A 6164-nucleotide genomic window follows, 5' to 3' on the forward strand; every position below is an offset into this window, starting at 1 on the left:
CACGCAGGTCGGAGACCTGGGGCTTCTTGTCGGTGCGCTGCTCGGGGCCACGGTTCAGCTGCGAGAGCGCGATGACCGGGACCTCGAGCTCCTTGGCGAGCAGCTTCAGGTTTCGCGACATGTCCGAGACTTCCTGCTGACGGCTCTCCGCCCGGCGGCTGGCGCCCGACAGCATGAGCTGAAGGTAGTCCACGATCAGCAGGTCCAGGCCTCCCTTGGCCTGCTTGATGCGCCGGGCCCGGGAGCGGATCTCCATGCACGTGAGGTTCGGGGAGTCGTCGATGATGAGCGGAGCCGCCTCGATGGCCTGCGTACGCCGGGCCATGCGCTCTAGATCATCCTCGCTCACTGACCCGGCGTTGATGTGATGCAGAGCCACACGGCACTCGGCGCTGTAGATCCGGTTGGCGATCTCCTCGCGCCCCATCTCCAGCGAGAAGAAGGCCGCCGTCAGCCCGTTCTTGATCGAGGCGGCGCGTGCGAAGTCCAGGGCGAGCGTGGACTTACCCATGGCCGGGCGGGCGCCGATGACGATGAGCTGGCCGGCCTTGAGGCCGTTGGTCATCGCGTCCATGTCCACCAGGCCGGTGGGCACACCGGCCATCGCCGCCGTGCCCTTCATCCGCGCATCGAGGCTGTCCCAGAACTTGGGGACATCCTCGCGGACGTAGGCGTAACCGGCGGACTCCTCACGCCCCTTGAGCGCGTCCAGGAGCTCGGACTCGGCGGCGCTCTTGATGTCGTCGAGGTCACCCTCGCCTGCGTGGGCCATTTGCGTGATCCGAGTACCGGCCTCGGTCAGCCGCCGCAGCACGGCGCGCTCGTGGACGATCTCGGCGTAGTACTCGGCGTTGGCCGCCGTGGGCACCGACTGGACCAGGGCGTGCAGGTAGGAAGCGCCGCCGACCTTGGCCAGTTCACCCCGTTTGGCGAGCTCGGCAGCAACCGTGATCGGGTCGGCGGGCTCGCCCTGGCCGTACAGGTACAGGATCGCCTGCTGGATTGTCTCGTGCGCCGGACGGTAGTAGTCGCGGATCTGCATGGGTCCGTCGATGACGTCGGCGATGGCGTCCTTGGACAGCAGTTGCCCGCCCAGCACCGACTGCTCCGCATCGAGGTCCTGCGGGGGAACCCGCTCGAAGCCGCCGGTGGCGCCCTGGCGGGGGAAGTCGGCGACGTCATCGGTGTCCGGATTGGCCATAGGGCTGGACACGGCTCTCCTTCCTGGGGGTCGTGGTCTGCGGCGGCCGGCTCGTGACGGGAGCGGCCGCCGCAGGCAGTTCGGGGTGAGGGTCAGGTGGCGGGATGACCTGCGCGGGCGCGGGCGAGAAGCTCAGCGCCGTTGACCGGCGAAGGCTCGGACGCTCCACGCCGACGCCGCTCGCGCTCTGCTACGCGGCACGGCGCGCAGTCGCCCTCCGCGAACCCCGGGTGCCGCTCGCAGGGGGCGGGGCCGGATCGTGGGACGTTCTTGGGGGCAGGCCGGGGCGGGGGGTTGTGCTCGGCGTGCTTCGCCAGCCTCGAGTACCCCAGGCCTGGCAACTGCCCGGCGAGCCCGGCGACGTGTTCGACCGGCCAGCCGAGCTTCAGCAGCTCCTCGGCGTCGGCGCGCAGCCGTGCCACCGCACGCGGCGGCGGGGACACACCCAGGGCGGCGGTGTAGGCCTCCAGCACCATCTGAAGATCCAGCTCCATCTGAGTCAGCGGAGGCTCCTGCCGCCCCGGGCGAGGGGTCGGCACCGGCGCGGCCGCGGGTGCCGTGTCGCGCGCAGCGTTGGTCTCTCTCTCGTCGTTCGGCGGCCGGGTGACCGGTGACGGCAGGTGGTTCAGGCCACCCGTCGGCAGAGAGAGAGGAAGTTTCACTTCCTTATTACTTCTACCGCTCGATTTGAACACCCGTGACGCGTCGATTTGAACACCCGTAACACCCGCATCACTCATCGGGTGCTCAGATCGGACACCCGCCGACCTGCGCTTTTTCTGCGGGTGTTCAAATCGAGCACCCGTCGAAGAGAGCACCGGCTGCGGGTGCTCGTTTTGAACACCCGTGGTCATGGCGCTCTCGCAGAGCACGTCGCTGGGGTGCCCGCCGGGGCATCCCGCCTCGTGGCCGCCGGCAAGGTCGTAGACGGGCGGCCGCTTGTCGGCGCGGATGTGATCGACGAGCTTCTCGTCGCCCGGCAGCAGCACTCCCCCGGCCTTGAGGCGCCGCAGATGCTTGAGGACCGTCGACTCGCCCATCAAGCACTCCTTGGCGAGCGTCGCCGCCTTCGCAAAGCAGCCGCGCATATCCCCGCCGACGTGGTTGCCCACGCGGATGAGGACCAGGAGCTCCCCGCCGTTCTTGCAGCCCTTGATGCCGACCTTGTCGACCCATGCCTGACCCTGGGTGCTCACCTGCCGACCTCCTCGGCGACCCGAAGGGCCGTGGGGACAACGCAGGGCAGGCGGGAGGTGATCTCCCGCCTGCCCGAGAAGGGGCTGGCCCGTACGGCGGGGGTGGCGGGGCGAGCGGAAGAATCTCTGCCCACACGGAGCGGGGTGGGCAGGTCCGCGGCCGCGAAGGAGCGGCGACGGCGGTGGTGCATCGGTGGATCTCCCCTGATCGGGGAGTCGCCAGCAGTGCGTTGACCAGCAGATTGGGTTCCCCTTCAAGCCCATACTGGGCGAGAGGGGCCGGTCCCGTTATCCTGATGGTGGTGACCGCGAGGGTTACAGGGAACTTGACATACAGGGTTCTCGTAGCCCCGGGTTTCACCCGGCAGTCGAGGTCACCTCACTGCTCACGACTCGGTTGTCTTAGTCGGTGTCGAGTCGATCGCTAGGGAGCGGTCTCCGTTGTGGCGACGGGGGCCGCTCCGCGTTTTTACGGCGGGCTCTTCATCGTCATCGTTCTTTATCCGGCGACGGGGTCTGCTTCAGGAGCCGGGTACCTCGCGCTGAGGCCCTTCAGCAGCCGGGCGTATGCCTGCTTGTGCGGTGCCCGCGGTTCGGCGCGGCCGGTTTCCCAGCGCGCCACCTGTACTCGGTGGACGCCCAGAGCTTCAGCAACCTCCGCCTGGGTGAGGCTCCCTGCCCGCCGAAGCCGTGCGCGCTCGGCAGGGGCGGGCAGGGACGCGGAGCGGGCAAGCAATGAGTCGACAGAAGCGGAAAGATCTTGTTGCTTCACTCGATTCTCCTCCCAAGGTTGCTCTGAAAGCTACACGGACATTACAGCCTGTGGGGCTGCGGTGTACGCAAGTTGACGGTGTGTCGGTGTCGCAAGCCTGTGAAGATCCTTTCTCCACCGGCCCGCGGATAGAGCTGCGTCACGCTCGCCACAGCACGGAGAGCTCTGGCGATACTGTTCGCCGCGTCGCTTACCACCGCGCTTGCCAGCAGCAGGCTGTGCCGGTCACAACGCCATAACTTCCAGCGTGGTTAACGAGGTAGCGAGTGCAGCGGTACGCCGGGATGCCTCACCACGGAGCCGGACGCGGGCTGAGGGTGTGCACGAACTCGGCCTTCATGCCGACCTCTTCTCGTCGGGGACGTGGACGACCAGGCCGTGGCCGTCATCGATCCGGGTGGGACGCTGCGCGGCCCACCCGGACACGACGCCGGGCACGGTGGAGGTGCGCACATGCGTGAAGCCCGCGGCCTCGTAGTACGCGTGCAGTCGGGTGTTGCCGCTCCAGGCGTCCAGGCGCAGCCAGGCGGCGCCCTGACGGGCGGCGTGGTCGCCCGCCCAGTCCAGGAGTCGTCGGCCGAGCTCTGTGCCCGCGTACGGGCGGTCGACGGTCAGCTTGTGCACGTACATCGCGTCGGCGGCGGCGACTTCCCCGGGCGTCCAGACGCGGGGGTCGGCGACGCGGTCGAGCGTGATGGTGGCGGCGGCGTCCTCGGCCGGCGAGGGCTTGGCGAGGTAGACCTCGCCGCGCCGGATGCTGGCGAGCAGGCTGGTGGCCGGGAAGGGCTTGGCCCACTGGTCGATGCCGCGCTCGCCGAGCCAGGCGGCGGAGTCGGTGCGGAACTTCAGCAGCCGGGGCAGATCGGCGTCCTCGGCGCGCACGAGAATCACGGCGCGCCCCACGGGATGCGCGGCTGGTCGGAGTTCTCGCGGTCGCGGTAGGAGTCGAAAACGATCACGTGCCGGTCCCCCGGCACGATGCTCACGGTGACCTGTATGGGGGTCTCGTCGGCGTCGAAGCCGGTCGCGTAGTGCTCGGCGATGGGCACCCCCGCCCCCAGGTTCAGGCGCTGCGCCTCCTGCGGGCTCGGCATGCGCAGGTAGAACTCGTGCAGGGCGTACACGATCTCGTGCCCGAGCTCGGCCAGCACGGCGTTCGTGCCGCGCGCCACATCGGCCGGGGTCATCCAGTCCGTGCCCTGGACGAGCGACAACCTCACGTGGGAGTCGTTGAGGTTGTACGCGGTCCCGTCGAGCTTGCGGACACGGCGGCGGGCGGCGACGAGCTCGCCGGCCTCCAGGCCGAGCCGGTCGCGCACCATCTGCGTCGGCTCGACGATGGAGACCTCGATGTCCTGGCTCGGTGCGCGGCCGTCGTACTCCGCGACGAGGTTGGTGAAGATGTCGACGGCCGGGGGCCTCCTGCGGAACTCCGCCTGCGGCCGGTAGACGAGCCGCTTGTGCTCGATCACGAAGTAGCCCTGCGGCCGTCGCGGCTCGACCAGCCCCTCGTTCACCAGCACCCCCAGCCCCTGCCGGACCGTCGCGCGCGACGTCTCGTACCGCTCCGTGAGCACGTTTTCCGTGGGCAGTTTGGAGCCGGGCGGGTACGTGCCGTCCGCGACTGCTTGGCGTAGATCGTCGGCAATCCGCTGGTAGACGGGGGTCGGCTTCATGCCGACATGTGTACCGCCCGCCCCGCCGCATTGTCCAGGCAATCAAAACCATCTCGACAACCCTTGACGAACATCACGACGAGTGCCACAGTCGTCACCGCCAACGCATTGTCTAGTCAATCTAGATGATCTAGAGGTTGGTGTCCCGGGCGTCCTGTGCGCCGTCACGGGCTGCCCTTTGAGAACTCAACACGCGCCACACAGCACAACGGCCCTGGCCAGGAGCTCCACCTCCACGACCAGGGCCTGACCCGAAACACCTCAACCGGACTAGGGCAATGAGGAGTTCGAGCTAATGGCCAACTCTACCGATCACCGCACCAACACCACCGCCGCGGACACCGTCTCCGACCTCCACGCGAAGGCGGCCGCGGACTACGCCGCGGGGCAGGACCCCGTGCGGCAGGCCGCCGCCCGGGACCAGCTGGCCGACGCCAGGTCCCTCCGCGCCGACAGCATCGAGCACGGCATCTCCTGACCAGCGCCTTTCAGCCCTGGCTCGGGAGCTCCACCTCCCGAGCCAGGGCCGCAACACCTCAACCGGACTAGGAACTTGAGGAGTTCGAGCAATGGCTCGCAACAACAGCACCAGCGGCCGCGAGCAGCAGAGCGACCGCATCGCCGAGTCGGTCGGCGAGGACTACCGCACGCAGGCCCACGAGGCCGTCGCCCGCAACTTCGAGGTCGTCGACGCCTCCCGCAAGGGCTGGGTCGGGCGAGGGGGCTCGAAGTGAAACTCCTGCCCGACTGGCTCAGGGGCGGCAACGACCGCGAGCTCGCCGCCACGAAGTACGCCGGACGCGAGTCCGCCACCGCCCGCGCCCACCGCAAGGACCGCGAACGCGTACGGAACAACGCCCACCGCGAGGCCGAGGCTTCCGCCCGCCGCCGCGCCAGCCACCGGCAAAAGGTCGCCCGGGGCGCGCCGGAGACCCAGGGCCGGTGGGGCTGGTGAGCGCCCGGTGCGGGTTCGCCCGCCTCGACATCGACCCCCAGACGCTGGCCGTCGCCAAGGTCCGCAGCGTTCAGCAGGCCCACGACCAGGGCGCGTGCGCGCGCCTGTGGGCGATGGAGAACAAGCGCCGCGCCGACCAGCTGACCAGCACCAATCCCCCCAGCCCCACGAGGTCTGAGCACCGATGACCGTGGGCTCCACCCCGACGACGGAGACGCACATGGACACCATCAGCGCGCGGCTCACCAGTGCCCCCGCAACGGCGGTCGTGGGCGTCTTCGTCGCCCTCCTCCTGCTGGTCCTCCTGGCCGCCGCGCGGCGCCGCAAGCGCCCCGCCACGGCCGTACGGCAGGCGCGGGAGGCG

General features: G+C 69.3%; 9 protein-coding genes. 4 read left to right on the forward strand and 5 right to left on the reverse strand.

Annotation, left to right across the window (positions count from 1 at the left end; genetic code table 11):
* The 5 genes from IEY91_RS41045 to IEY91_RS41065 all read right to left on the reverse strand — a co-directional run.
* The coding region (locus IEY91_RS41045) for a replicative DNA helicase (RefSeq protein WP_189177876.1) at positions 1-1201 on the reverse strand (1201 nt) is incomplete at its 3' end.
* 92 nt (positions 1202-1293) lie between these two features.
* Positions 1294-2397, reverse strand: coding sequence for a helix-turn-helix domain-containing protein (locus tag IEY91_RS41050; RefSeq protein WP_189177851.1), 1104 nt, complete (start codon positions 2395-2397; stop codon positions 1294-1296).
* A gap of 499 nt (positions 2398-2896) precedes the next feature.
* Entirely contained in the window at positions 2897-3169 is a 273-nt protein-coding gene (locus IEY91_RS41055; RefSeq protein ID WP_189177852.1) for a helix-turn-helix transcriptional regulator, read from the reverse strand.
* A gap of 336 nt (positions 3170-3505) precedes the next feature.
* Positions 3506-4060 (reverse strand): GNAT family N-acetyltransferase, encoded by a 555-nt coding sequence (locus IEY91_RS41060; protein WP_189177853.1) that lies wholly within the window; start codon positions 4058-4060, stop codon positions 3506-3508.
* The gene (locus IEY91_RS41065; protein WP_189177854.1) at positions 4057-4845 is read right to left on the reverse strand and encodes a GntR family transcriptional regulator; all 789 of its coding nucleotides are present in this window, start codon (positions 4843-4845) and stop codon (positions 4057-4059) included. The genes IEY91_RS41060 and IEY91_RS41065 overlap by 4 nt, the downstream gene beginning before the upstream one ends.
* Positions 4846-5140: 295 nt before the next feature.
* On the opposite strand from IEY91_RS41065, the gene IEY91_RS41070 reads away from it, so the two are divergent.
* The 4 genes from IEY91_RS41070 (at position 5141) to IEY91_RS41085 (ending at position 5988) form a co-directional block, all read left to right on the forward strand.
* Complete coding sequence (locus IEY91_RS41070; RefSeq protein WP_189177855.1) at positions 5141-5323, forward strand: hypothetical protein; 183 nt, start codon at positions 5141-5143, stop codon at positions 5321-5323.
* Between the two features lie 91 nt (positions 5324-5414).
* On the forward strand, positions 5415-5579 hold the full coding sequence (locus IEY91_RS41075; RefSeq protein WP_189177856.1) for a hypothetical protein: 165 nt from the start codon (positions 5415-5417) through the stop codon (positions 5577-5579).
* Positions 5576-5800, forward strand: a complete 225-nt coding sequence (locus tag IEY91_RS41080; RefSeq protein ID WP_189177857.1) for a hypothetical protein — start codon at positions 5576-5578, stop codon at positions 5798-5800. The genes IEY91_RS41075 and IEY91_RS41080 overlap by 4 nt, the downstream gene beginning before the upstream one ends.
* Positions 5797-5988 carry a hypothetical protein gene (locus IEY91_RS41085; protein WP_189177858.1) on the forward strand — a complete coding sequence of 64 codons (192 nt, stop codon included), beginning with the start codon at positions 5797-5799 and terminating at the stop codon, positions 5986-5988. Before IEY91_RS41080 ends, IEY91_RS41085 begins: the two co-directional genes overlap by 4 nt.
* Positions 5989-6164: the final 176 nt, after the last annotated feature.

Origin of the sequence: Streptomyces lasiicapitis (genome assembly GCF_014646335.1) — a bacterium.
Lineage (GTDB): Bacteria > Actinomycetota > Actinomycetes > Streptomycetales > Streptomycetaceae > Streptomyces > Streptomyces lasiicapitis.

Excerpts from the sequence above, each read along its gene's own strand:
- IEY91_RS41070 (WP_189177855.1), top strand. The coding sequence starts at position 5,141 with ATGGCCAACTCTACCGATCACCGCACCAACACCACCGCCGCGGACACC.
- IEY91_RS41065 (WP_189177854.1), bottom strand. The coding sequence starts at position 4,845 with ATGAAGCCGACCCCCGTCTACCAGCGGATTGCCGACGATCTACGCCAA.
- IEY91_RS41075 (WP_189177856.1), top strand. The coding sequence starts at position 5,415 with ATGGCTCGCAACAACAGCACCAGCGGCCGCGAGCAGCAGAGCGACCGC.